At 68.3% G+C, this 24,135-nt stretch carries 23 protein-coding genes and 1 pseudogene; 11 read left to right on the top strand and 13 right to left on the bottom strand.

Going from position 1 to position 24,135, the window contains the following annotated elements:
* The first annotated feature begins 189 nt into the window (after positions 1–189).
* From ACWCHM_RS21680 to ACWCHM_RS21660, 5 genes are all read left to right on the top strand, one after another.
* Positions 190–1,293, top strand: a complete 1,104-nt coding sequence (locus ACWCHM_RS21680) for a helix-turn-helix domain-containing protein (RefSeq protein WP_454219579.1) — start codon at positions 190–192, stop codon at positions 1,291–1,293.
* A complete protein-coding gene (locus ACWCHM_RS21675; protein ID WP_454219577.1) occupies positions 1,290–1,739 on the top strand; it encodes a hypothetical protein in 450 nt (149 codons plus the stop codon). The genes ACWCHM_RS21680 and ACWCHM_RS21675 overlap by 4 nt, the downstream gene beginning before the upstream one ends.
* Before the next feature lie 102 nt (positions 1,740–1,841).
* Positions 1,842–2,719 (top strand): IS5 family transposase gene (locus ACWCHM_RS21670; protein ID WP_454223135.1). Its coding sequence is split into 2 segments (ribosomal slippage): positions 1,842–2,207 and positions 2,210–2,719, totalling 876 coding nucleotides; the frame shifts between segments, so codons are not numbered across the junction.
* A complete protein-coding gene (locus ACWCHM_RS21665; RefSeq protein WP_454219575.1) occupies positions 2,716–3,510 on the top strand; it encodes a hypothetical protein in 795 nt (264 codons plus the stop codon). The genes ACWCHM_RS21670 and ACWCHM_RS21665 overlap by 4 nt, the downstream gene beginning before the upstream one ends.
* A gap of 391 nt (positions 3,511–3,901) precedes the next feature.
* The gene (locus ACWCHM_RS21660; RefSeq protein ID WP_454219574.1) at positions 3,902–4,060 is read left to right on the top strand and encodes a hypothetical protein; all 159 of its coding nucleotides are present in this window, start codon (positions 3,902–3,904) and stop codon (positions 4,058–4,060) included.
* A 465-nt stretch (positions 4,061–4,525) separates the two neighbouring features.
* Here the strand turns inward: ACWCHM_RS21660 and ACWCHM_RS21655 are convergent, their stop codons facing one another.
* Entirely contained in the window at positions 4,526–4,996 is a 471-nt protein-coding gene (locus ACWCHM_RS21655) for a hypothetical protein (RefSeq protein WP_454219572.1), read from the bottom strand.
* A gap of 2 nt (positions 4,997–4,998) precedes the next feature.
* Entirely contained in the window at positions 4,999–6,810 is a 1,812-nt protein-coding gene (locus tag ACWCHM_RS21650; protein WP_454219570.1) for a tetratricopeptide repeat protein, read from the bottom strand.
* Positions 6,811–7,071: 261 nt separating this feature from the next.
* On the opposite strand from ACWCHM_RS21650, the gene ACWCHM_RS21645 reads away from it, so the two are divergent.
* The 3 genes from ACWCHM_RS21645 (at position 7,072) to ACWCHM_RS21635 (ending at position 8,121) form a co-directional block, all read left to right on the top strand.
* Positions 7,072–7,212, top strand: a complete 141-nt coding sequence (locus ACWCHM_RS21645; protein ID WP_454219569.1) for a hypothetical protein — start codon at positions 7,072–7,074, stop codon at positions 7,210–7,212.
* 19 nt (positions 7,213–7,231) lie between these two features.
* Entirely contained in the window at positions 7,232–7,624 is a 393-nt protein-coding gene (locus tag ACWCHM_RS21640) for an SRPBCC domain-containing protein (protein WP_454219567.1), read from the top strand.
* A 221-nt stretch (positions 7,625–7,845) separates the two neighbouring features.
* Positions 7,846–8,121: a hypothetical protein gene (locus ACWCHM_RS21635; RefSeq protein ID WP_454219566.1), complete on the top strand. Its 276-nt coding sequence runs from the start codon at positions 7,846–7,848 to the stop codon at positions 8,119–8,121.
* 223 nt (positions 8,122–8,344) lie between these two features.
* On the opposite strand, the gene ACWCHM_RS21630 is transcribed toward ACWCHM_RS21635, so the two are convergent.
* The 6 genes and pseudogenes from ACWCHM_RS21630 to ACWCHM_RS21605 all read right to left on the bottom strand — a co-directional run bounded on the left by ACWCHM_RS21630 (position 8,345) and on the right by ACWCHM_RS21605 (position 13,216).
* A complete protein-coding gene (locus tag ACWCHM_RS21630) occupies positions 8,345–8,524 on the bottom strand; it encodes a hypothetical protein (protein WP_454219565.1) in 180 nt (59 codons plus the stop codon).
* A 419-nt stretch (positions 8,525–8,943) separates the two neighbouring features.
* Positions 8,944–9,297 (bottom strand): annotated as a pseudogene (locus tag ACWCHM_RS21625) (tyrosine-type recombinase/integrase); the annotation flags it as partial.
* 84 nt (positions 9,298–9,381) lie between these two features.
* A complete protein-coding gene (locus ACWCHM_RS21620; RefSeq protein ID WP_454219563.1) occupies positions 9,382–10,644 on the bottom strand; it encodes a 5'-methylthioadenosine/S-adenosylhomocysteine nucleosidase family protein in 1,263 nt (420 codons plus the stop codon).
* A 224-nt stretch (positions 10,645–10,868) separates the two neighbouring features.
* Positions 10,869–11,402, bottom strand: coding sequence for a hypothetical protein (locus tag ACWCHM_RS21615; protein ID WP_454219562.1), 534 nt, complete (start codon positions 11,400–11,402; stop codon positions 10,869–10,871).
* Between the two features lie 215 nt (positions 11,403–11,617).
* Positions 11,618–12,510, bottom strand: a protein-coding gene (locus ACWCHM_RS21610; RefSeq protein WP_454218939.1) for an IS5 family transposase whose coding sequence is annotated in 2 segments (ribosomal slippage) — positions 11,618–12,127 and positions 12,130–12,510 — 891 coding nt in all. Because the reading frame shifts where the segments join, the coding sequence is not laid out codon by codon here.
* Positions 12,511–12,640: 130 nt separating this feature from the next.
* A complete protein-coding gene (locus ACWCHM_RS21605) occupies positions 12,641–13,216 on the bottom strand; it encodes a hypothetical protein (protein ID WP_454219561.1) in 576 nt (191 codons plus the stop codon).
* A 155-nt stretch (positions 13,217–13,371) separates the two neighbouring features.
* On the opposite strand from ACWCHM_RS21605, the gene ACWCHM_RS21600 reads away from it, so the two are divergent.
* Positions 13,372–13,581, top strand: a complete 210-nt coding sequence (locus ACWCHM_RS21600) for a hypothetical protein (RefSeq protein WP_204956683.1) — start codon at positions 13,372–13,374, stop codon at positions 13,579–13,581.
* Here the strand turns inward: ACWCHM_RS21600 and ACWCHM_RS21595 are convergent.
* Positions 13,578–16,061 (bottom strand): CHAT domain-containing tetratricopeptide repeat protein, encoded by a 2,484-nt coding sequence (locus tag ACWCHM_RS21595; RefSeq protein ID WP_454219560.1) that lies wholly within the window; start codon positions 16,059–16,061, stop codon positions 13,578–13,580. The two genes, ACWCHM_RS21600 and ACWCHM_RS21595, sit on opposite strands and share 4 nt — an antisense overlap.
* Positions 16,062–16,346: 285 nt before the next feature.
* Between ACWCHM_RS21595 and ACWCHM_RS21590 the strand changes: the two genes are divergently transcribed.
* Positions 16,347–16,784 carry a hypothetical protein gene (locus ACWCHM_RS21590; protein WP_204957289.1) on the top strand — a complete coding sequence of 146 codons (438 nt, stop codon included), beginning with the start codon at positions 16,347–16,349 and terminating at the stop codon, positions 16,782–16,784.
* Between the two features lie 65 nt (positions 16,785–16,849).
* Here ACWCHM_RS21590 and ACWCHM_RS21585 read toward each other — a convergent pair whose 3' ends face one another.
* The 3 genes from ACWCHM_RS21585 to ACWCHM_RS21575 form a co-directional block, all read right to left on the bottom strand.
* Positions 16,850–19,771, bottom strand: a complete 2,922-nt coding sequence (locus ACWCHM_RS21585) for an AfsR/SARP family transcriptional regulator (RefSeq protein WP_454219557.1) — start codon at positions 19,769–19,771, stop codon at positions 16,850–16,852.
* Positions 19,772–19,943: 172 nt separating this feature from the next.
* Entirely contained in the window at positions 19,944–20,525 is a 582-nt protein-coding gene (locus ACWCHM_RS21580) for a hypothetical protein (protein ID WP_204956686.1), read from the bottom strand.
* Between the two features lie 328 nt (positions 20,526–20,853).
* A complete protein-coding gene (locus ACWCHM_RS21575) occupies positions 20,854–21,525 on the bottom strand; it encodes an NADPH-dependent F420 reductase (RefSeq protein ID WP_204956687.1) in 672 nt (223 codons plus the stop codon).
* Between the two features lie 257 nt (positions 21,526–21,782).
* Here ACWCHM_RS21575 and ACWCHM_RS21570 point away from each other — a divergent pair, with 257 nt between their 5' ends.
* Positions 21,783–23,189, top strand: coding sequence for an MFS transporter (locus ACWCHM_RS21570; RefSeq protein WP_204956688.1), 1,407 nt, complete (start codon positions 21,783–21,785; stop codon positions 23,187–23,189).
* 96 nt (positions 23,190–23,285) lie between these two features.
* On the opposite strand, the gene ACWCHM_RS21565 is transcribed toward ACWCHM_RS21570, so the two are convergent.
* Positions 23,286–24,107 (bottom strand): SDR family NAD(P)-dependent oxidoreductase, encoded by an 822-nt coding sequence (locus ACWCHM_RS21565; protein ID WP_204956689.1) that lies wholly within the window; start codon positions 24,105–24,107, stop codon positions 23,286–23,288.
* Positions 24,108–24,135: the final 28 nt, after the last annotated feature.

The raw sequence follows: 24,135 nt of genomic DNA, 5'->3' as shown, positions 1-24,135 counted from the left end.
GCCAGCTCGGCAGCCACACCGGTCCCTGCGCTGGGTCTCGGAGCATGTTCAACCCACCAGGGAGTTCGGCGGGCAGCCGGCGACCCCGAACAGCAGGGCGGATATTTTTTCGCGCTTTCCTGAGGGCGTAGGTTGTGGTTCAGGTTTCAGGGTGGTTACTGTGGTCGACGGCGAGAGGTGGTGAGACGGATGGCCGAGCTGTTGGTCGCAGACCCGGGGATGCTCATTCAGGCGCGCGAGTCTCGCGGACTGCGCCAGAACGAGGTAGCCCAGGCCATGTCGAAGCACCTCGGGATGACGGTCTCGCAGGCGTACGTCAGCAAGGCTGAAGCGGGACGCGTGAGCGTCTCCGGCGAGCGCCTGGAGGCGTTCTCGACCGCGCTGGGATACCCGGTCGCCGTGCTCTGCGATGCTCCCGACGAGGAAGGTGTCGGTGTCGGCCTGATCCACCACCGGAAGCGGGCATCCCTGGGTGCTCCGGCTCTGCGGCGCATTCACAACCAGCTGAAGTTCGGACGACGTCAGACTGCGCCACTGCTTGCTGCAGCGGGAGATCAGCCGCACCGCTTCCGTCGGCACGAACTCGCTGAGGACGAGTCTCCCGAGGAGATCGCGCAGCTGGTGCGTCGAGAGTGGAGTCTGGGCGACGGTCCGATACCTGACGTGGTCGCCGTCCTTGAGGGTGCCGGCGCCGTCGTCCTTATTCGGGACCTCGGCACCCTGGAACTCGATGCGGTCAGCGCATGGCCCAGCGAGGGCATCCCGCTGTTTATCGTGAACGTCGCGGCGTCCACTGATCGCGCTCGTTTCAGTCTCGCTCATGAGCTGGGCCATGTGATCATGCATCACGTTCCAGGTGGCACGACGGCGCAGGAGAAGCAGGCCGACATGTTCGCCAGTGAGTTTCTGATGCCGGCCAGGAGCATCCGCGAACAATTGCGTCAAGGCGTCGATGTCAACCGCCTCATGCAGCTGAAACCCAGGTGGGGGACTTCGATGGCGGCGCTAGCCAGACGCGCGCTCGATGTGAATGCTCTGAGTGACTGGCAGTACCGCAATCTCGTGGTCGAGTTGTCGATGTTGGGCTACAAGACGCGCGAGCCGGTTTCTCTGGAACCTGAGCATGCATCGAAGATTTTTGATGTTGTGCAGGTCCTGATCCGGGACCGAAGCGCCACTGTGGAGGAGTTGGCGGCTACAGTCGGACTGTTCCCCGATGAGTTCCAACAGCTATACCTGGCACCGCCGTCACACGGACGCCTTCGGGGCGCCGCCAAAAGAGGTGAGAGATGACGCATGACCCTGTGCCGCCGTCGTCACGACGGCCGGCTTGGGATGCCACAGCCGAACTGACCACGGCTGCGGAGCAAGCTACGAAGGGTCGCATCTTCCTGTTGACCAGGCCGAAGGGCACCTGGGCCGTACCCCAGTACCTCGACCCGACCATCACCGGGTTCGCCCTCTGCGGCCCTCAGGGCGAGCAGCGTATCGGCGAGCTCTCCGGGCGTCGCCGCTTGCCAGTGGTGGCCGACCTCGCCCACTACGAGAAGACACTGGCCACCCCTGAGGCGCCGATGCTGTTCCCGGAGACCCTCTTCGGTCGCGACGGCTTCTTCGATGACATGCGGGCACGAACGGATTCAGCGATCTTCACCCCCACCGCATACGTCGAGGCCGGTGAACCGGCCGCGCTTAGGCCCTGTGTCGAAGTCGGTGCCGGGGTTTGGGCTGTTGGGTGAGGATCTTCGCGTGTTGGTGTTCGAGATGTAGCGAGGTCTCCGGTATCTGGTTCAGCGACCAAGCAGAACCCGAACACCGGAGACCTCGTGGACACCCTAGTGGTGGCGAGGCGGCATGACCTTACCGACGCACAGTGGGTGGCGCTGGAGCCGTTGCTGCCTGCGGGGCGTCGGCCGGGTCGGCCGTCGAGATGGACGAAACGGCAGCTTATTGATGGGATTCGGTGGAGGACACGGGTCGGTGCCCCGTGGCGGGATGTTCCGGAGTGTTACGGGTCCTGGGCTGCGGTGTACGGGCTGTTCCGGCGTTGGCAGCGTGATGGGACCTGGGCGAAGATCCTGACCGTCTTGCAGGCTGTGTCTGATGCGGCCGGTCGGGTGGTCTGGGACGTGTCGGTGGACTCGACGGTCGCCCGAGCGCATCAGCATGCTGCCGGGGCGCGTAAAAGGGGGATCTGCAGGCAGAGCCGCCGGGTGGGGTCGGGGTCGAGCCGACCGATCACGCGCTCGGTCGGTCGCGGGGTGGGCTGACCACGAAGCTGCACCTGGCCTGCGAGCAGGGGCAGAAGCCGTTGTCGATCGTGTTGACAGCCGGGCAGCGTGGGGACAGCCCGCAGTTCACGGCCGTACTCGACGGGATCCGGGTGCCCCGTCTCGGCGCCGGCCGGCCACGGACCCGCCCGGACCGGGTCCTGGCCGATAAGGCCTACACGTCGAAGGCCAACCGCCGCTACCTGCGCCGACGCGGTATCGCCGCGACGATCCCCTCGAAGGCCGACCAAGACGCCAACCGACGCAAGAAAGGCTCCAAGGGCGGCCGACCCCCGGCCTTCGACCCTGAGCGATACAAGCAGCGCCACGCCGTGGAGTGCGGCATCAACCGACTCAAGCGCAACCGAGCCGTAGCGACCCGGTTCGACAAACTCGCCGTCCGCTACGAAGCCACCGTTCACATCGCCGCGATCAACGAGTGGCTATGACCGACTTCGACACAGGGCCTAAGGCCATCCGTTCCGCGGCTCAGGAGGTAACCCGCACCGACGTGGTCATCGTGGTGCCGCTGGACGTGACCTGGCTGCGCGACAACAAGATCGACCAGCTCATCGCGATCCTCAAGGCGATTCCTCACCCAATTGCGCTCATCCTTGGCGGCCAGTACAACCCGACCGACTCCTACGCCGACATCATGAGGAACCTCCGGCGGATCTACCAGGAGATCGGCCGCGTCGGACCATGGCGGACCGACCCGGTGACGGCGTTGGACGCGATGGCGCAGGGCGGGATGTTCGCCGGCATCGGGTCCTCGGGAAGCCTGCGGCACCTCGTACCCCCCGGTCAGCCCACGAAGATCACGAACCGGTTCAAGCCGTCAGTATTCATCCCGGAACTGCTGCACTTCTTCCGGGCCGACACCCTGGCGCAACGGTGGGCGAACGTGGACCCGCTACCCTGTTGGTGCACGGTATGCGCGGGCCGAGGGCTCGACCGATTCGACAGCCATGACCCAGGGGTTGACACTGAGGCGCGCGCTCACAACGCCGCCTCGTGGTCGGCGCTCTGGGCGCACATGCAAGCCCTGCCGACCGGCACGGAGCGGCAGCGGTGGCTGGCCGAGCGGATTCGGCTCGCGCACCTGGCCTACGAGGCGGAGAACGAGCGCATCCAGCAGGCCAACGCCTTCAAGCCCTCCAAGACGTTGCAGCGTCTCGCGAAGTTGATGGAAGGAACCCATCCGAGCGTCATCGCAGGTGCTGGTAAGCCTGCTCCGTGAAGAGCCATCCAGCGGCGCTAAACCGTCGCTGGATGAAGGGTGCCGGCGGCACTAGCACCTCGGGCCGCTCGGAGGGCCCGACCATCACTCCGACCCCGAACCGACGCGACTCTCGGACCATGGTGTCGACGTCCAACGGCATGCGCCGCAGCCACATCATCCGGGCGGTGAACGGGGCGAACCTGCCAGCACGTTCCAGGCCGGCTCGCCAGCGCGTCGCTGGCACCACTGCCAGATCGACCCGTGCCGGACGGACAGCCAACCGCTCAGCGGCTCCTGCAGCAATTCGAACGGAACCTCGGGGCATCCTGTGCAGCGTACGTTGATCACAATGAGACAGCGAGGAGACCGGCACCGGCCATCCGACTGGCAGTGACATCAGCAGCTCAAGGTGATCAGAGGACAGCAGCACCCCAAGGCCGTCGCGCTGTCGACGATCATGCTCCGCCTCATCGACGCGGTGAGCGATGAGAACGTCACTGCCAAGCATCTGCAGGAGGGACCAGTCCCGATCGGCTGGGACAAAATCGGTGACGCCGCGCGATGCTAGCTGGACCGTGCCCGTACATATGTCCTGCAGCGCGCCACTCACATGATCACCCGTCTGCATTTGCCTGATTGAAGCGTGCCACGCACCTTGTCCCGTACTGGGCAGATGTCATGATCGCCAGTATTTCTACCACCGATGTGGCGCTGGAGTCACCTGTCGGACGAGGTCGAAGCAATCGGCTCCGGCGGGTCAACCAGTCACCTGCCGCGCACGTCCGGTAGCACCATAGCTGGCCCATGGCCGCAGCAGACCAAGACCGAGACATAAAATCTATGGCAGCTCGTGAGGCGCCCGACGAAGGATAAAGATGCGGCGTGCGGGCGGTGGACAGTCGGTGACGGTCCGGGCGACCGTTCCGAGTTGCCGGCGGTGCGGAACGCCATCCACATGCCAGTGGTGAGTGTCGGGTGACATAGGCGAGCGGACCGTCCTGCACGCAAGACCAGAGGCCGCAACCTTCAACCACTACCCGCGCAGAGGCTCCGACCACCGCTTCCGTCGAGGGATGACAAATGCCGCAGCTCCTACCAACGCGCCCATAGCGATCAGCGCCACCCCGAGCGCCTGCTGATCATTCCCGGTCACTAGGTTGACCCCAAAGCCGATCAACACCGTACCCACCCACGCCACCACCACCGCGATGATCGACTGTCGACCCAGCTCGGCAAGGCTCTGCTTTGCGGCCTCAAGCTCACCGGTCAACCGCGCGATCTCAGTCTGCTGAGTACCGCTGCGCTGCACATGACTGAGCTTGGTCTCGCTGAGTTCGCGCTGGCTGCGCTCCAGGCTCCGCCGAATCGTGTCGTGCTGTGCGCGCAGCTGGACGATGGTCTCCTGGGCCTTCCCCTCGGACAGCGCCAGCACCCGGATCATCGGCTTGTTATCGACGTAGTCCTCAGGCTCGAACTCGCTGAACAGGTTGTCGGAGTTGACCATCGTCAGGACTCCTCGCCAACCATCGCCCCACGAACCAGGTCAAGGTTGTGACGCATCGCCTTTGTCTGCGGATGCTGCCCACCAAGTGCCTGCCTACTACGCCGGAATCCGGACTCGAACACCTCCAGAGCGCGTGGCAGTTCGTCCATGCGCACGAGCGTCGTCCCGAGCGTGGCGAGCACGGTGAGGGTGTCGGGATGCTGGGGGCCCAGCACGCGCTCGGCGCGCTCCAGGACGTCGTTCAACCGTCCTAGCGCCTCGGCTCGGCGGCCCGTCAGCACCAGGGCGACCGCGAGATTCTGCTCGATCACGAGCGTGCTGGGGTGATCACGGCCCAGGACCCGGGTGCTCTCCTCGAAGGTCTCGGTGTACAACTCGACCGCTCGGTTCAGATCCCCGGCGTCCTGATAGGAACCGGCTAGGTCACTTTGGGTGATCAGCGTGCTCGGATGGTCACGGCCGAGGATCCGCATCGATGCGGCGAGGGTCTCCTCATACATCGGGATGGCCTTGCTCAGGTCGCCCCGCCGCCGATAGACACCGGCGAGATCGTTGCGCGTGCGCAGGGTGTCGGGGTGGTCGGGACCGAGGACGCGAATGCTGCCAGCGAGTGTGCGCTCGAAAATCGCGGTGGCTTCGTCGAGCCGGCCGGTGGCCTCCAGGGCACTGGCAAGGTTGTTCCACGTGCGCAGGGTGTCTGGATGGTCCGGCCCGAGGACGCGAATCCGGTTGTCGAGGACGTCTTGGTACGAGGTGATCGCCTCCTCCAGCCGGCCGAGAGAGACGTACACGCGGGCGAGGTCGTTGGCGGTGCGCAAGGTGTCGGGATGGTCCGGGCCCAAAATCCGCGCCCGATCTTCGAGCACCTCGCGGTACATGGCCGTTGCCTGGTCGTAGTCGCCGAGGGATTCCAGCACGCCGGCCAGGTCATTGCGAGTCCGTAGCGTGTCGGGGTGATCAGACCCGAGGACGCGCACACGATTTTCCAGCAGCCGGATGTACTCCTCTCGCGCACGAGGCACGTCCCCGACGGCTCGGTAGGCGCCGGCGAGATTGCTGCGGGTGCGCAGGGTATCCGGATGCTCTGGGCCGAGGACGCGGGTGCTGTCGGCGAGCGTCCGTTGGTACAGGGTGATCGCCTGCCGAAGCTGTCCTGCCGCACGATAGGCGCCGGCCAGCTCGTTCCGGAGCACCTGCGTCTCTGGATGGTCGGCGCCAAGACGCCGCTCCCGGTCGGCCAACCGCTGGTCAAGGTCGTATACCCGGCGTTTCGGGTCATCGACCACCGGTGTCGCCTCGGACAGCTCCACCAGTGCCTGGTAGAGCCTGTTACGTAGCTGTCCGGGGCTGCTCACCTCGACGACATGCGACACCCGGCGCAGGTGAGCACGGAATCCGAGCTGCCGGTCCCCGGCCTCATCGTCGACGTAGAACCGGCGGGGGACTGGGACGGCCAGATCCTCGCCCAGCACCATAACGACCAGGGGTCGACCGGTAACGTCTGCGGCCTCGAAAGCCTCGGCAACACGGTCATCCCAGTGGAAACCGACGATGCAGACCGTCAAGTTCGCGCCAGCCGGAGGAACGATTTCGTGCCCGGCCTGTCGGATAGCCGATCGGGCGGCCTCGGCGAACGGGTCGTCGGCCGGGTACTCCGAGAGCTCTGGCGCGTGAACCAGGTGGACCCGCCGCCCAGCGCTGTAGTTTACGCCGAAAGTCGATCTATGGCCGAACACGTTGTGCTGGATGTCGCTGTTGCCGATCTGTACACCGTGTGCTCCGGTCACTGACACCCGGAATTCCTCGTCCGCCACGAGGGACTAGATTATGAGGACTGCGGACGAAACGAGATCCGCTATTCAGGTATTGCTTCTGGGACTGTTCTGTCTGATGCGCGACTCCGCCTCCTCAGGTGCCGCAGGTCTCCTCATGCTACAGATGGTCTGTCGAATGAAACCCTTGATCGGGCGCGGCCAGCCCTAGTGCTCCAGCCGTAGCTGGTGGATTCGCTGTCTTCGCTGGTAGTGAGCCTGTTTGGTGTGGTGCTGGTGTCGACGCCGCCATCGTGACCATCGATGGATGTGGTCGAAGGGTCGGGTGGTGGTGATCAGGTGTGCCAGAAGACGGCGGACCTCGCCGAGACTGAGGGGCACGAGGTGTTCATGATCAGGTTCGAGTTCCCGCTTTTCGCCTGGGCGGCGGTGACGGCGAGGTAGGCGTGGGCCCACAGAACGAGTGTTCCGGGCGCACATCGATCCCACGCTGTTCACGCGCTGGATCGACCCGAGCTCCCTGCAGACGCGCATCGAGGAGTGGGATGCGCGCTCCGGCGGCAGCTGGCGGTTCGTCTCCATCCGGGACGGGGAGGAATACGCGTTCCATGGCTGCTTCCACGAGGTGCGGCCGGACCGCATCGTGCAGACGTTCACCTACGAGGGAGAGCCCGACGGCGTGGCCCTGGAGACGCTGTGGTTCACCGACCTCGGCGGCGGCCGCACCCAGCTCCGCACCCAGTCTCTCGTGGAGAGTTTCGAGGGCCGGGACGCGAGGCTCAGGAGTGGCATGAACGTCGGGGTCAACGAGGGCCACGCGAAGCTTGAGGAGTTGCTCGCTGATGGCACGGTCTGACCGGCCCGCCGACCGGCACCGGGAGGTAGGCCGGGTGTTCACGGATCGGGTCCAGGGCACCCGGTCGTGGAAGGTGCCCACACCGGTCGCCAGGTGGACCGCCCGGGACGTGGTGCGCCACCTGACGGAGTGGTTTCCCGCGTTCCTCGCCGCCGGGAGCAGCGTACGACTGCCGGCCGGACCGAGCGTCGACGACGACTTGGCGGACCCAGCGCGACGCTGTGCAGGCGGTACTCGACAACCCGGCGACCGCCGACCTGGTGCTGAGCAATCGGCACATCGGCGAGGTGCCGCTGACCCAGGCGATCGACCGGTTCTACACCAGCGATGTGTTCATGCACACCTGGGACCTCGCTCGGGCCACCGGGCAGGACGGCCGGCTCGACGCCGGCTCCTGTGCCGAACTGCTGGCCGGCATGGAGCCGATCGAGCAGGTCATCCGGTCGTCTGGGCGGTACGGTGCCCGGGTACCGGTGACCGACGACGCCGACGCGTAGACCAGGATGCTCGGCTTCATCGGCCGGGACCCGGACTGGGCACCGCGCCGACCATCGTGAGGCGACACCCCGGGAGTACGCGCCGCGCCTGCCGTTTCACCCTCGGCTGAGCGGCGGACCCTGCCGTGCCCGAAGATCTGACCGGGGTAGGCACGCCGGTACCCTGCACGGGGGTAACCTCAGCCGACTCTCCCGCCCACCATGGCCACGATCGTCACCATGATCAACGATCGCTTACCCTGCGGAGCAGATCGGCAGCGGCCCGACGCAGGACCTCGTTCTCCTGCTCCAGCAGCTTGATCCGCTCGCGGGCCTCGCGCAGTCCGGCTGACTCGCTGCCGCTGACACCCGGTCTGCTTCCCGCGTCGACGTCAGCCCGGCGCAACCACTGGAACAACGTCATCGAGTGGACTCCGGAGTCCCTACCGTATGTCCGGGCGGCCCATACCCGGACGGTCGTCACGTGCGGCAAGCAGTGGGCGCATTGGTGGGTGCTCCGCAGGTGCTCGGCTGCCGTGGACCGACCCCCATCCATCTGGACGCATGGTCTCATGTTTCGGCGGGATGGGGTTTTTGGTGGGAACGGGTGGACTACTGCGACGCCATTGGACGCAAGGAGTCGACCAAGGTCAACCTCTTAATCCGCGGGTTCGGGGTTCGAGTCCCTGGCGGCGCACCACAAAAAGGCCCTGACCAGCGTTTAGCTGGGCAGGGCCTTGATGTTTGTCTATGTAGTTTTGAACCGCCCCCCGTAAACCCCTCAGTAACGCCGTGGGGCGATCACATTCGACGGGGCGGTTGGTGCTGCCGGCCGCTGCCCGGCTATGCGGTCGGCTGCGGGCCAGGGCCGGGTTTCTCCGGATCGCCTGACGTTGGCCTTCCGCCGAGCTGTTCGAGGATGGCGGAGCTGTCCGGGGCGAGGGCGGCCTTGACGATGTAGTGCTTCTTGGTGATCTCGTTGCTTCCATGCCCGAGCTGGGCGGCGGCGCTGTCGGTGTTGGCCTCCCGGTCGATCAGGGTGGCGACGGTCTTGCGGAAGGTGTGCGGGGTGACCCATTCGAGGCCGGTGTCGGCGCGGGCTGCACGCCACTGCCGGCGGACGTTCGGCGGGGAGAGCCAGGTGCCGCGTCGGGAGGCGAAGATCGCGTCGTAGGGGTTGTCGGCGGCGTCGAGCCTGACGCTGGACGTGGATCGCTTGCGGCGAGTTTCACCGTCCGGGGTAGGTCTGGGCCGTAGGGTCCTCAGCGCGGCGGATCACGGTCACACGTACGGGCGGAGCAGGTCGCTGAGGTCAGCGCGGCCAACCTCGGCTAGGGCCGCAGGCAGTTCGGCAAGCCGGCCGCGGACCTCCAGCCACTCCCACAGCTCGCGGGGCTCATCGCCTTGGGCGAAGCGGGCCCGGTCGAAGCCGGGCACACCGACCAGGTCGGCCAGATCCTGCCAGTCGAAGTGGAGCCCCCGGATGACGTCGACTTTCACGGTGCCCGGGATCGCTTCGTTGGGTGGCGCCGGAAGCGGCGTGCCCCCTCGGTCGCCTGTTCGTGCGGGAAGAAGTCGGCCGAGCAGCATAAACAGCACCTCGGCGCTGGCGCGGGCCGCGAACTTCTTGAGGCGGTCGCCCTTGTTGAAGTCAGCGTTATCCATCACGCCCTTGACGACGAGCCAATGCGGCACCTCGCGCTCGTGCGCCACGGTGGCGATCGTCGCGGCCTCCATCTCCAGGCCGAGGATCTTCCGCATTCCCATCTTCCTCAGGTCCGACCAGATCCTCGGATCCTGGATCACTGCGCTGCCACTGGCCAGCGGGCCGGGGTGGACGGCGAAGGGCAGTCGGTCAGGTCCGTCGACGTCCTCGGCGAGAATTCGCTCGATCTTCGCGGTACCGGCACCGGTCAGCGCCCATGCTCCCTCTTGCCAGACGATGAGATCATCGGCCGCCAGCCGAGCCAGCCGGTCCGACCAGGCGGCCTTGGGGAAGTACCGCGGCCGGGCCGGGTGTCTGCGGGGATTCTGTCCCTTGTAGAGGGACTCCAGCAACCAGATAGCGGACTCCTGCTCGGTGGCGATCCCGTGGCTGGGCAGGTCTGAGGGATCGAAGTCCTGTGCGGCGCGTAGCCATCGGTCGTTCAACGGGTACTGCTGGTGGGCGCCCTGGAATGTGTCACCGGCCTGCTTTCCCTCGTCGTACTCGTAGACCGTCGTGGCGACGAGCACGTCGCCGGGTGCCGTGTCGTCAGGATTGCCGGCGCAGACGCCGCACATCGCTAGGCAGGTAGGCTGAAGTAGGTCGGTCAGGGTAGTCGCGATCGGCCCTGTTCGACGCCCGCCCATACCTGTGGGCCGGGCGAGCGCCACGGTGATCCGGTTGCCCGTCGACGACTTGTACTCGCCGGTCAGATACGGGGTGAGCCCCTCGGGGTTCCGCTCGTGCCACTGCCCCGCCCCGACACCGTTCCTGGCCGACCGGGCTGCTTCGAGCTCCTCCGGTAGAGCGGCGATGATCAGGACGTCAACGGGGCTCAAGTGTCCTCCGATTCAGCCGAGGGTGATCGGCGTCAGCGGGCGGGTCTATGACCATGCTAGTCGTGCGCGGTCCCGACCATGTTCTGCGAGGGCTGACGGTCTCTGTTGGACCATCCCCTTCGAGCGACGAGCAGTCCGGATTTCTCGGTTGGTAGGCAGGCAGGGGACAACCGGGTCTGACGCCCCAGAGGCGCGGTCCGGAAGTGAGGTCGGCGCGACGAGCGCTAAGCCGACACGTCCAGGTCGGCATATCGGACTACCTCGCACGCAAGTGCCAGAGCAACGGCGAACTCGACGACCGACACGACCACGAACGGCCAGTGGTAAGGGCCGTTGGCCCAGTAGATGACCACAGCGGCTGTTGCCGGCATGCAGAACGTACCCAGGTCGACGATGAGCTGCAGGATCTTGCGAGAACGACGGCGCTCATCGGAGCGGTGTGTCCGCTCCCATCCGAATGCCTTCCCCGTCGGGTCGAGATCCGGAGTGAGGTGATCGCGGATGTAGCGGCCGATCGCCGAGACCTTTTCGTCGTTGACCAGATAGGTCCAACCCAGGACGGTGCTCACCGGTGGCAGCAGGAGCAGCAGGTTGGCGTGGCCTTTGGAGGCCAGACTGGCTGTGATGACCGCCGCCATCGCGGCGAGCGTGACGTAGATCAGGTTGTCACGGAGGCCGATCCGGGTCTTCTGTTCGTCCTTCAGGCGTTCGTACTCCACCAGCAGCAGGCGGACGGCGGACTCATCCGGATCAGCCATCCGTTCCTCCCGATCGACAGAGTGCTGTCGCATCATCTAGGTCGGGTGTTGTTGAAGGCAAGGGTGGACCGGCTGCCGGACTGTCCTGCGCGGTGCCCAGACACCGGACTGTCCCTCTGTAGCCAGCGGAGATGACTCCGTTAGATCCGCAGACCCTCGGCTGCGGATGAGCCGGGGCCCGGGCCCGGCGGATCTAGGCCCTGTGTCGAAGTCGGTCATAGCCACTCGTTGATCGCGGCGATGTGAACGGTGGCTTCGTAGCGGACGGCGAGTTTGTCGAACCGGGTCGCTACGGCTCGGTTGCGCTTGAGTCGGTTGATGCCGCACTCCACGGCGTGGCGCTGCTTGTATCGCTCAGGGTCGAAGGCCGGGGGTCGGCCGCCCTTGGAGCCTTTCTTGCGTCGGTTGGCGTCTTGGTCGGCCTTCGAGGGGATCGTCGCGGCGATACCGCGTCGGCGCAGGTAGCGGCGGTTGGCCTTCGACGTGTAGGCCTTATCGGCCAGGACCCGGTCCGGGCGGGTCCGTGGCCGGCCGGCGCCGAGACGGGGCACCCGGATCCCGTCGAGTACGGCCGTGAACTGCGGGCTGTCCCCACGCTGCCCGGCTGTCAACACGATCGACAACGGCTTCTGCCCCTGCTCGCAGGCCAGGTGCAGCTTCGTGGTCAGCCCACCCCGCGACCGACCGAGCGCGTGATCGGTCGGCTCGACCCCGACCCCACCCGGCGGCTCTGCCTGCAGATCCCCCTTTTACGCGCCCCGGCAGCATGCTGATGCGCTCGGGCGACCGTCGAGTCCACCGACACGTCCCAGACCACCCGACCGGCCGCATCAGACACAGCCTGCAAGACGGTCAGGATCTTCGCCCAGGTCCCATCACGCTGCCAACGCCGGAACAGCCCGTACACCGCAGCCCAGGACCCGTAACACTCCGGAACATCCCGCCACGGGGCACCGACCCGTGTCCTCCACCGAATCCCATCAATAAGCTGCCGTTTCGTCCATCTCGACGGCCGACCCGGCCGACGCCCCGCAGGCAGCAACGGCTCCAGCGCCACCCACTGTGCGTCGGTAAGGTCATGCCGCCTCGCCACCACTAGGGTGTCCACGAGGTCTCCGGTGTTCGGGTTCTGCTTGGTCGCTGAACCAGATACCGGAGACCTCGCTACATCTCGAACACCAACACGCGAAGATCCTCACCCAACAGCCCAAACCCCGGCACCGACTTCGACACAGGGCCTAACGGCTCGGCTCGGTGGTGAAGTTGCCGTCAACGGTCAGCAGGAAACGGCGCGGCGTCTGGCTGGCGGCGAGCTTCCTGGCCCAGGTGCCGCGAATCCGGGCCACCGTCAGCGTCGCGCCCAGGGCGCCGTGGAAATCGGTAGCGTCAGCCGGGGCGTCGAGGACCACCTGCATGACCCGGCTGCGGGGGCGTAGGCCGGCCTCCGCGTCGGCAGGGTGCAGATCCCAGGCGATGACGTTGCGGCCGATGCCACGGATGTCGGCCTCCTCATCCGGCTGCATCGGCATGATGTCCAGTGCGATTACGCCGTCGTCGTCGAAGGTGATGGTGATGGTCGCGGCCTCGTAGCGGCGGTTGGGTTTCGGGGGTTCCAGATCGAAGGGGAAGTGCAGAACCCAGAACTGGCGGCTGTGCAGATCAGGACGCCTCGCGAGCACCGGATCGAGCTCGGAGTGATCCGCCGGGTAGACCATCGGACGGCCGAAGGACACTGCCGCCTCGCGAAGCAGCCGGTGCTCCCCGAGGACCGGTTCCTCGGCGTAGAGGTCGAGGACCAGGACGGCGTCGGGCATCGGGCCACGATAGCGAACACTGACGCCGAGGCCGCGTGGGCGACAATGGGCGGGTGCAGCATGCCGACGAATCCCCATTCACGACTTCAGGCCGCGGGCTGCTACCGGGCAGACGCCCGCGTGGCGAGTCCGTCTCGTACCCCGGCCCGGTCCGGGTGCAGGTCTGCCGGGCGCTCCACCGCGACTGGGCCGACCTGGCGGAATACTTCGAGATCCCGCCGTCCCAGCGGGCCCGGTTCGACAAGGGCCGGGAGGCGTCCGCCGTCTGGGACTGGCTGGAGAGCCGTAAGCGTCTCGGCGAGTTGGACGGCGCGCTGCGTGCGTTGGGCCTGGCGCACTGTGCCGACCTGCTCCGCCAGGCCTAGCGGTGGACCGTGCCGATGGCGACCAACGGCGCCCAGTAGAAGAGCGGCTCGCCCTTCATGTCGCCGTCCGCCAGCAGGGACCGGGTGGCGCGGTGTACCGCCTCCGGGAGCGTGGTGTTGACCATGCCACTCAGGATCTCGTCTGCGTATCGGGCGGCCTGCTTCGAGTCGCTCAGCTCACCCAGCGTCGCGAGCACCTCGTCGGAGCGGGACGCGAGCGCGAGCGTCGCCAAGCTCACCGGGTCACTGGGCCGCATCGTAGTGATCGAGGCCGCCCCGCAGGCCAGTAGCGCCAGCCGACGGGGAGTGGACGCCCCGATAAGGTCAGCCGGCACGAGCCAGTCGTCGCGGTCGAGCTCAAGGTAATGGCCCAGGCCGGGCACGGGCCGCCCGTGGCTGATCACCACCATCATCTCGCCGCCATCACGGAGCCGTGCGCGGGCGTCACCCGAGGTTGCGAGCGGGCGTAGACCAAGCCTCCGGGTGTCCACTCCCGCCAGGTCGTGGTGCAGGACGTACGGGCTGCGCCACGTGTCGGCCGTCACGGAGGAAGCTGACAGGCCCTTCCGACGGGCCGCAAGCTGACGCTGGACGGTCAGCGACGGACAGACCGCGTACCGGACGTGCTCGCCGAGCACGACACCGTCGGCGAGGGGCAGGCCGCCCCACGGCACCATCCACAACGCACCGACGGGCACGATGAGCAGCGTCGGCTCGGGCTCATCGAGCAGCGACCGGAGCAGTTCCGGAGGTAGGGCCGCGGCCATCGGCCTCAAGTCCTCGATAAACAGGTTGATCCGCTCGTTGGCATCGCCGAGCCGACCCAGGACCTCGCGTGCGGCTTCGTCGAGGGTGGTCGTACCGATCCGGTATGGCCGGTCCGGCGCGCGCCACAGCCACCAGATCCGGTTCACCTCTGCCGGGTCGACCAGAACATAGAGGAGGTGAGCTGCGGGAGGTAAGGCGGCCAGCATCGGCTTGCCGTCGCGCGCCGGTGGCAGGTAGACCGCGGCCAGCTGGTCGTCGAGGGATGCCTCGGCCTGGCCAGCCAACCCGTGCCGAATCCCAAAGGCGCCGAGCAGGCGGATGCGATCCCGCCGGTCGCCCCTCAGCCGTTGGTCGGCGCGTACCAGAAGGTCCTGGAGCAGGTCGAGCTCGCCGAAAGCCTTGTCCGGCATCCCACCCGCGATCAGACCGGCCAGGCGCCGGCCCGCGAGGCAGTCTGCCACCACGGCGAACGCCGCCGCATCGTCGGCGTCCGCCACTGCCGCGAGTGCCCGGGAGTAGGCCAGCTCGAACCGGTCGCGGTACTCCCGCTGGGAGGACTCGTCGCGGTGCGCGGCCCGGAACTCTTCGATCGAGTAGATCGACTCCAGTCGCGTTCGCGCGGCGGCCTCCACCTGCCCGAGATGTGCCTGCGCCTCGGCCATCTTGTCGAGGGCGTGCCATATGCCGCCGATGTCATCGATCTCCCGATAGGCGGCGAGGCTCCGGCCGAACTCCTCGATCGCTTGCTGCCACTCGCCCCGCCCCCTGGCGAGGCGGGCCATGTCTTGCAGGGCATGGGCCCGGGCACGTGGGAGCCGGGCGGCCTCCGCCTGGCGAAGGCCTTCGGCGTACCACCGCTGCGCGACGTCGAACTCCCTGCGGTCGAGAAAGAGGTCACCCAGGCCGCTGAGCGTATTGGTCAGCCCGACCGGGTCGCCGATCTCGGTGTACAGGCCGTGCGCCTCCTCCAGCAGCGGCACCGCCTCGTCGAGCCGGCCCGCCCGGTGCAGGAGCGCACCCGCCCGGTGGGCGGCGTTGGCCCTGCCGATCGGCGAACCGACCCGGGTGAACGCGGCGAACGCGGTGCGGGCCAGTTCGATCGCGCCGTCCAGGTCCTTCGCGCGCTCGGCGCACTCGGCGAGGCCCAGCGCAGCGTTCGCACCGTACAGGAGGTCACCGAGCTCGGTGGCGAGCGTCTCGGCACGCCGGAACCACTCCTCGGCAGTCCTGCCCGTCGAGTACGCCAGCGACAGGTACCCCAGAGGCACGCTCGCACGCAGCTCCCCGAACCGGTAACCATCGCCGACAGCAACCGACACGGCCTCCTCGTACGCGTCAATGGCGTCGTCGATGCGGTCGCGCGCCCGCGCGACGTCGCCCGTCCCGATCCGAGCGTGCACCAGCACCACCCGGTGGCCGGCCGTGGGCTCGAAGCCCGCCAGTCGCTCGAAGATCGCGGCCGCGCGGTCCAGATCGCCGGATTGCAGGGCCAGGTCGCCCTCGGTCTCCAGATCAAGGATCGTGTGCCACGCTGTCTCTTCCAGTCCGGGAGACAGCGGCCCGAGAGGCGCGCAGGGGTCGTGCAAGTGACGGTAGCGGCTGCGCAGCGCGACGGGCCCGGGCGGCTCGACCCCGTCGAGCAGCATGAGCCGCGCAGCGCGGTCCTGCCCCGACCACGCGCGGAGCAGCGGCAGGGTAGCGGGATGGTCCACGATCGCTCCTTGCTCAGGGTCCACGTGAGCGCCGGCGCGCCTCAGCGGCACCAGACGCGCATCTCGCGGTCGTCCAGGAATACCACGGCTGCCGGCCGGTCGGGATCCGGACGACCGGCCGGGTCGCTCGTCGGGTCCGAAAGACCCCGGAAAGACACGGAATCCCGGACGGCGCAGGTGGGAACCGCCGTGTTGAATACGGGAGTCGCCGGCGACGTACGATCACGGTGACGGCGAAGCATCAGACCGGGATTGCGGCACCGGTGCGGGGGAGGGGGGCAGGGTGTGTTCGGTTCGAAGAAGAAGATCAACGATATGATGGCGCAGCTCAGGCCCGACCTGAGTCGGGAGTCGCTCGGTGTCGGGCCCGACTTCCCGGGCATCGCCCCGAACCCGCTCCTGAGCGGTGATGCACGCAAGCGCAACGCGGAACTGCGTACGGGGGTGCTTGCGCTCGGTGTTCTCGTCGACTGGCGGGAGGTGAACAGCAACCCTCGCGTGGTCCTGATGTTCGACGTGGAGACCGCCGACGGCATCGCGTTCCGCGGCATCGCGGACGAAGACCTCACGATCACCGAGCTCACCCGACTCGCCCCAGGGCAGACGTTGCCCGTGCGCTACCGGCCGGCCGTCATGGACCACTACGTCGCCCTTGCCCGGGACGCGGACCCGGCCCGTGTGCAGCAGCTCTCTGACGAGATCGCGCGCCGCAAGCGGACCTGACCCGAAGCCGTCGGGCAGTCGCGGCGACAACACGGGCGCATCCTGGTCGAGTTCTGCCGCCCTCCTTATGGAGTACGCGACGTGCGGGCGTGTACCGCCTTCCGTCGGGCCCGGGCGATGCCCTCATGCGCGTTCTCCTGCTCGTCGTGGTCACCGGTCGCGGTGGCGATCGACAGCGCAACGGCGTACCGGGCCACCGCCTCGGTGGTACGCCCCGCGGCCGTCAGGACGTCACCGAGGATGTTGAGCGCGCTCGCCTCCCCGTAACGGTGCCCGATCGAATGCAGAATGCGGATCGCCACGGTCAGGTCACCGATCGCCCGCGCGTGGTCGCCGCGAGTGCCGTGCACCCGTCCCAGGTTCGTCAGCGCGACTGCTTCGCCGTAGACGTGGCCGGCCGACCGGAAGATCTCACGTGCCGCCGACAGATGCCCGGCCGCCTCGTCGTGCCGCCGGAGGCTGGTGCACACGTCACCGAGGTTGGTCAGGGCCGCGGCTGCTCCGACTACGGCGCCGGTCTCGCGGAACAGGGCGGCGGCGCGGAGCAACTGGTCGTACGCCTCGTCGAAGTGGCCCGGTCGGGTGTTGGCGTTGCCGAGGTTCACCAGCGTGGATGCTTCGCCGTATCGGTCGCCGACGCGGCGATAGGCGGCGAGCGCGGCCCGTTGGTGCGCCTCAGCGTCGTCACGGCCGAGACGTTCGTAGACGATGCCGAGGTTGGACAGGGCACGGGCAGTGCCGAGTTGGTCGCCGCACCTGTCCAGGATCGCGGCCGCCTGGGACAGGTGCGTCTCGGCGAGTTCGTAGCGGCCGAGGAGCCGGTGGACGGCACCGACGTTGGTCAGCGCCACGCCGTACCGGGACGCGTCACCGCTGCGCTGTGCCGCTTCGAGTGCGTACCCGTGCAGCGCCTCGGCGTGCATGTATGCGCCGCCTTCGAGGTGGCGGTAGAGCGTGGCGGCGAGATCGGTCGTGAAATGGGGTCGGTCGTGTTCAAGACCGGCGGCGGCGGTGGCGACGAGTCCAGGTAGTTCCGCGTCCAGCCAGGCCTGTGCCGCGGTCGCGTCCGGGAAGCTCGGCGCGCGCGCCACCGCCGGGCGGTGTGCCCGGTCGGCGGGGTGCAGCCGGTCCATGGCCGCCGCGGCGGTGGCGAGCAGGTGGGCATGCAGCCGGTCGATGGCCCCGCCGGGATCGTCGCCGGCGGCCAGCTCGGCGGCGTACGCGCGCAGCAGGTCGTGCATCATGTACCGGCCGGGCGACTCGGTGCGGACGAGGTGCTTGCGGGCCAGCACGTCGAGCTGTATCGCGGTGTCGGTGCGTGCCATGGCGGCTAGCGCGGCGGCGGCGCCAACGTCGAACGACGGGCCGGGATGCAGCCCGAGGTTGCGGAACAGTCGGGCCGCCGCCGCCGGAAGCTGCCGGTAGGACCAGGAGAACACCACCCGCACGGCGGCACGCACGTCACCGCCCGGATCCAGCAGCCGCAGCCGCCGCTGCCGGTCGGCAAGCTCACCCACCAGAGCGGTGAGCGGCTCCCCGGCTCGGAAGGTCGCGAGTTCCGCCGCGACCCGCAGCGCCAGCGGGAGATGTGCACACTGGTGAGCCAGTGTGGCGGCGGCCTCCGGTTCATGATCGACGCGTGCGCCGACGAGTGAGCGTAGGAGCGTCAGGGCCTCCGGGGTGGAGAGCACATCCAGCAGGAGGCGGCGGGCACCGTGCAGGGCCACCAGTCCGGCGAGGCTGTCGCGGCTGGTGACGATGACCGTACCCGTCCCCGGGATCAGCGGCCGGATCTGGTCGACGGAGGCGGCGTTGTCGAGAAGGATGAGCAGCCTGCGGCCTGCGGTCTCGGCCCGGTACCTGGCGGCCCGGCGGTCGAGGTCGGTCGGGATGCTGGTGGCGGGAACGCCGAGGGACTCCAGGAGGTGACCGAGCGCGGCGCGGGCCGACACGGGGCGCTGCGGATCGTAGCCGCGTAGGTCCAGGTAGAGCTGGCCGTCGGTAAAGCGTCCACGCGTTCGGTGTGCCCATCGCACGGCCAGGGTCGTCTTGCCGACCCCGGCGGTGCCGCAGACGACGGCGATCCGCACGGCCGTGCCCCGGTCCTCGACCAACTCCTCCAAGGCGGACAGCTCGGCCGCACGGCCGGTGAATCCGGCGATCTCAGCCGGGAGCTGATTGACCGGTGACACGGCGGCGGCGGTGTCGACCAGCGGATCCACCGGCGGTGCGGGTGTCTCATCGTCGAGGACGCGTAGATAGGCCGCGACGAGGTCCGGTCCCGGACCGACGCCCAGCTCGTCGGCGAGGTGCCGGCGCACGGCGTCGTAGGCCGCCAACGCCTCGTCACGCCGGCCGACGCAGTGGTGGGCCAGGACCAACCGTGTGTGCACCGCCTCGTCCAGCGGATGTGCCGCCGCCTCCTCACGGAGCAACGGCAGCGCCCGGTCGCCGGCTCCCAGGGTCAGCAGTGCATCGGTGTAGCGGACGATCGCCGCTCGGCGGTCGTCGAGCAGCGAGCGGACCTTCGGATGCCCGGCGAGCGTGGGTACATCGGCAAACGGTGCCCCCTGCCACAGCCCGAGCGCGTTGGCGAGCTGCGCTGCGACGCTCTGCGGATCACCGCGACGGTCCGCCTCCGCCGCAGTGGTCAGCAGATCGCGAAACCGAGCGAGGTCGACCGCGCCGGCCGGCAGCCGGAGCGCGTACCCGCCACCGGTAAAGGGCAGGACCGTGCTGGGTGTGTGAGCTCGTCGGCCGGGTTCAAGGAGGCGGCGCAGATGCTTCACATGAGTCTGGATCACATTCGTCGCGGTGGGGGGCGCCTGCTCGCCCCACAACACGTCGATGATGTGCGAACCCAGCAGCGGGCGGCCGTCCGCGAGCACGAGCAGGCCGAGCACGGCGCGGCGGCCGACCGGACCGAGGCTGATCTCCGTGCCGTCGCGCCAGAGCCGGACGGGACCGAGGACCTGGACGACAAGCAATCCGCACTCCCTCGCAGCAATGCCCGAGGTCCCCATTCTGAGGTGTCACCCGGCTGGATTCCAGATAGGCCGGCATGACTGTCAGAACGGATGCGGCACGTCGGTCCCGCGTCCTGAACCGGGGCGGAACCCGGCCCCGGTGGGCCGAGTCCCGCCACCTGATGGCGGTCGTTCAGCCGCCGCAGGTGAACTGCACGTAGTTCGATTCGGTGCGGGCGGCGGCGGTGGAGCTGCCCAGCCGGGCCTGATGGATGCCGAGCACGGCGAAGTAGGCGGCCCGGCAGTTGGAACTGGCGACACTGGTGACTGCCTCGCCCGGCTCCCGGTAGGGCGTCGCTACGGCCAGGCTGCCGTACTGGCTGATCTCCCAGCGATTCAGATCGGGCACCCAGAAGTACAGCGTGGCCTTCGCGCTGAGGTAGTCGACCGGTGCCGGGCAGGACGAGGACGCCTCGCCGACGGCGAGGAAAAAGCCACCACCGTCGTTACGCAGCACCTGGCTGAATGCCGAGCAGGTCACGACCGCAGCGGTGGTCTTGGTCGTGCCGGCACTCGGACGCAGGGTGAATGTCTGCGGCCCAGCCTTGCGTGCCACCCACTCGGCGCTCTGCGGGGCGGGCAAGGTGGCAGCGGCCTCGGCGATCATCCTGTCCACCTGGGCATCGGTGAGCGGGGCAGGCGCGGCGTAGCCGGGGGCGGCGAGCGTAAGGATGCTCAGCATCCCGACGACAGCGGCGCAGGCGAGTCTTTTCACGCGGGGCTCCTTCGAACCGTACCGTCACAATCTGTGCGGTGGGTGTCCGGAACGTATCGGCGGTGGTTGGACCCCCGCTGGACGAACACTGGACGGATCAGAGCCCCACCGAATCTCCCTCTCGGACGCATACTGCTGATCGGCTGCTTCGCCTTCGTGGGCGGACGTTGTGCGGCGGAGGTTCAGGGCGAAGGCGGTAATCCAGGTCCAGCCGACTCCGATGGTGAGGCGCTGCTTTACGTAGAGCGGTTGCGTGGCTCTTCGGATGATGCCCGGCGGTCCTGGCGGATACCAGGACCGCTGGGCCTGGGTGGCATGGGACGCTTCTTCAGGGCTGCACAGGTGCCCCGGCCACCTTCCTGCGGGCTTCGTCAGCAGCCGTGACGAGGTTGAACACCGTGTACGGATCGTGGCCGCGGAACAGCAGGGAGATGACCAGCGCGGCCATCGCCTCCAGATGCCGGGCGTACGTGACGTCGCCGACCGCCAACGGCGCACAACCCAGATCCTCGATCAGCGCCCCCACCGTGGCCCGGGCCTGCTCGTCGTCGCCGCAGAAGGGGACCACCAGGGGTCGACCGTCGAAGGAGGGCGGGTCGAGCTGCCAGACCTTCGCCTCACACAGGTTGAACGCCTTCACCACCCGGGCACCGGTGCGCTGCTGAATCTGCTCGGCCAGCGAGGTGGCGCCGGAGGTGACCGAGAAGCCCGTCAACTCCACCGGGTTGGTGCAGTCGACGACGACCTTGCCGGTCAGCGCACCCCGGCCCCCGGCCGCGTCGAGGACCTCCGGGACGGCCGTGTACGCCACGGCCAACAGGGTGACGTCCGCCGCCTGCGCCGCGTCGGCGAGCGAACCGCTCCGCGCTCCCAGGGCGGTCGCCAGTTGCTGTGCCTTGGCGGCGCTACGTCCGCCGACCAGCACGTCGTGGCCCGCCGCCGCCCAGCGCCCGCCTAACGTGCGTGCCATCGTGCCGGTACCCAGGATGCCGATTTTCATCATGTCCTCCGCTGTCTCGGCCGGCCGAGCGGTCCGGCAAGTGGGGAAACGATAGAGGTACCCGCCGGGCACCATTGCTGAGTGGTACCACCGCTACCAGCAAATCTGCTGATCTGGTTGCTCAGGCCGCGCCGGCGGACAGTGAGACTCACCTGTCCACTGTCTGCAAGGAGTGTCCCGCGGTGTCCAATCTCGCCGAATCAGCGCCATCGGGTCGGGAAGCGACGGCGGACCTATCGCCCGCGCCTCAGTCGCGCGTGCGCGCCAACCTGCTGCTGCTCCTGCTGTGCATGGCCGAATTCATGATCGTGCTCGACTTCTCCATCACCAATGTGGCGCTGCCGACGATCCAGCGCGAGCTTTCCTTCAGTGACGGCTCGCTGCAGTGGGTGGTCAGCGCCTACGCCCTCGGCTTCGGGGGCTTCCTGCTGCTCGGCGGCCGGATCTCCGACCTGTTCGGGCGTCGCCGGCTGTTCATCATCGGCCTGGTCGCCTTCTCCCTGGTGTCGCTGCTGGCCGGCTTCGCCCAGGACGCCACCCAGCTGATCATCCTGCGCGGGCTGCAGGGCCTCGCCGCCTCCCTGGTCGCGCCGGCTGCCCTCTCCCTGCTGACCACGTCCTTCCCCGAGGGCAAGGAGCGCAACCGGGCGCTCGGCGCGTACGGCGCAGTGCTGTCCTTCGGTTTCGTCGCCGGCGTCATTCTCGGCGGCGTCCTGACCGACGGGCTGAGCTGGGAGTGGGTCTTCTTCGTCAACGTGCCCATCGGCCTCGCCACGGCCGTGTTCGCCCCGGTGCTCGTGCCCCGCCCGGCCGCCGCCGCGGGCCCCCGCCCCCGGCTCGACGTGCCCGGCGCGATCACCATCACCGGCGCCGCGGTGAGCATCGTCTACGGCTTCTCGATCGCCAACACCGAGGGCTGGTTGTCGGTGAGCACCCTGGGGTCGTTCGCGCTGGGCCTGGTCCTGCTGGCGCTGTTCGTCCTGGCCGAGCGCCGTTCGGCGGAACCACTGGTGCCGCTGGAGATCTTCAAGGTGCGCAGCATCGTCGGTGCCAACGTGGTCAACGTCCTCCTGATCGGCGCGTTCGTCGGCATCACCTACGTGCTCACCCTCTATCTGCAGCGGATCAAGGACTACAGCCCGCTGGAGACCGGGCTGAGCTTCGCGGTGCTGGGCCTGACCGCCATGGTCGCCGGCTTCAGCGGGGCCAAGCTGGCCGGCAAGCTGGGCCTGACCCGGGCCATGCTGCTCGGCGTCCTGCTGCAGGCGGTCGGCGCGTTCGTGGTCGCCACGCTCCCGGCCGAGAACTCCCTGGCCTACATCCTGGTCGGCACCGCGCTTGTCGGCTTCGGCAACGTCGCCGCAGTCGTCATGATCAGCATCACCGCCACCGCCGGCGTGGCGGACCACCAGCAGGGCCTGGCCGGCGGGCTGCTCAACACCTCGCAGCAGCTCGGCGCGGCGATCGGCGCGGCTGCTTTCGCCGCGATCGCCGCGTCGCGGACGGCGTCGCTGCTGCCGGAGGGCACCACCGGCAGCGTCAGCGATCCGGTGGCCCTGCTCTCCGGGTTCCGGTATTCGCTGGTGTGCACCGCGATCGCGGCCGTGATCGCGGCCGTGATCGGCGCCGTGATGCTCCGGACGCGCGCGGACAGCCCCTCCTGAGACCGACCACCGATCCGGCCCCCCGCCCGCCCCCCACGGGCGGGGGGCCGGCTGCGCGGCGCGGCTGCCGGCCGCGCCGCGCAGCCGTGCATCCGGTCAGACCGGCGATCGGTTGGTCAGTTCCGCCGAGAGCGCCCGCAGGCGTGCCCGGTCGGCCTCGTCGTAGGCGGCGGGATGCGCCTGCGCCTCGCGGAGCTGGTCGAAGTAGCGTCCGGTGACGCCATCCAGATCGGCGTCGAGAGCCAGCCGGGACACGGCCTCGACCCCGTCCGCAATGGTGCTGATCGGGGTCGACACGATCTTCGTCGGCATGTACGTCGCCGGGTGTAGGGCGTTGACGGTGACTCCGCTGCCCTGAAGCTCGGCGGCCAGGTCAAAGGTGAACATGATCTGCGCCAACTTGCTCTGGCAGTAGGCCCGGCGTCCGCCGTAGCCGCGGGTGAGCATGACGTCGGTGAAGTCGATGGGCGTCTGCCCGGCCGAGCTGACGTTGACGACCCGGGCCGGGGCCGAGCGACGCAGCAGATCCAGCAGCCGGTGCGAGAGCAGATAGGTGGACAGGTAGTTCACGGCGAAGCGCAGTTCGAAGCCGTCGGAGCTCTCCAGGCGCGCGGTGCCGCCGGGCACGTCGGCGCCGATGCCGGCATTGTTGATCAGCACGTCCAGCCGGGGCTCGGCTGCGGCGACCTGGTCGGCGAGGGCGTGCACCCCGGCCAGCGAGGAGAAGTCCGCCTGGTAGCCGCGCGCCTCACCGCCACCGGTCGCCCGCACCTGGCGCACGGTGGCGGCGATGCGCTCGGCCGAGCGGCCGTGCACCAACACGGTGGCACCGCGACGGGCGAGGGCGACGGCCAGGCCGCGGCCCAGCCCGTCGGTGGCGCCGGTGATCAGCACGGTCGGCGGCTGGCGCAGTGGCATGGTGCTCGCTCCTCAATGACTCGGCGAA

It is taken from the genome of Micromonospora sp. SCSIO 07396 (assembly GCF_053667945.1).
The sequence above is the reverse complement of the archived record's forward strand: the minus strand, read 5'-3'. Positions and strand labels throughout refer to the sequence as shown.